Origin of the sequence: Streptomyces sp. NPDC001536 (assembly GCF_042894505.1) — a bacterium.
Taxonomy (GTDB): Bacteria; Actinomycetota; Actinomycetes; order Streptomycetales; family Streptomycetaceae; genus Streptomyces.
In genome coordinates this window covers 1-1,013 of sequence record NZ_JBIAVQ010000053.1, presented here as the reverse complement: position 1 = coordinate 1,013, position 1,013 = coordinate 1, and the positions used below count along the sequence as shown (strand labels likewise).

Annotated in this window: 1 protein-coding gene; it reads left to right on the top strand. The window is 70.3% G+C overall.

Features of this window, described 5'->3' with window-relative positions:
- The coding region (glyA, locus tag ACFY0U_RS45695; RefSeq protein WP_388646486.1) for a serine hydroxymethyltransferase at nucleotides 1-1,013 on the top strand (1,013 nt) is incomplete at both ends.

The following is a 1,013-nucleotide window of genomic DNA, read 5'->3' as shown; positions in this document are numbered from 1 at the left end:
CGTCAGCAGTCCACCCTGGAGATGATCGCCTCCGAGAACTTCGCGCCGCTCGCGGTCATGGAGGCCCAGGGCTCGGTCCTGACCAACAAGTACGCCGAGGGCTACCCGGGCCGCCGCTACTACGGCGGCTGCGAGCACGTCGACGTCGCCGAGCAGATCGCCATCGACCGGGTCAAGGCCCTGTTCGGCGCCGAGTACGCCAACGTCCAGCCGCACTCCGGCGCCTCCGCCAACCAGGCCGCGCTGTTCGCCCTGGCCTCCCCCGGCGACACCATCCTGGGCCTGGACCTCGCCCACGGCGGCCACCTCACCCACGGAATGCGGCTGAACTTCTCCGGCAAGCAGTTCAACGTGGTCGCCTACCACGTCGACGACGCCGGACTCGTCGACATGGCCGAGGTCGAACGCCTCGCCAAGGAACACCGCCCCAAGGTCATCATCGCGGGCTGGTCCGCCTACCCGCGCCAGCTCGACTTCGCCGAGTTCCGCCGCATCGCGGACGAGGTCGAGGCCTACCTGTGGGTGGACATGGCGCACTTCGCCGGTCTGGTCGCCGCCGGGCTGCACCCCAACCCGGTCGAGCACGCCGACGTCGTCACCTCCACCACCCACAAGACCCTGGGCGGCCCGCGCGGCGGGATCATCCTGGCCAAGCAGGCGTTCGCGAAGAAGCTGAACTCGTCCGTGTTCCCGGGCTTCCAGGGTGGTCCGCTGGAGCACGTGATCGCGGCGAAGGCGGTCTCCTTCAAGGTCGCCGCGAGCGAGGAGTTCAAGGAGCGCCAGGCGCGGACGGTGGAAGGCGCGCGGATCCTCGCGGAGCGTCTGACGGCCGCGGACGCCCGGGAGGCCGGCGTGAACGTGCTGTCCGGCGGCACCGACGTGCACCTGATCCTCGTCGACCTGCGAGAGTCGGAGCTGGACGGGCAGCAGGCCGAGGACCGTCTCCACGAGGTCGGCATCACGGTCAACCGCAACGCCGTCCCCAACGACCCGCGCCCCCCGATGGTGACCTC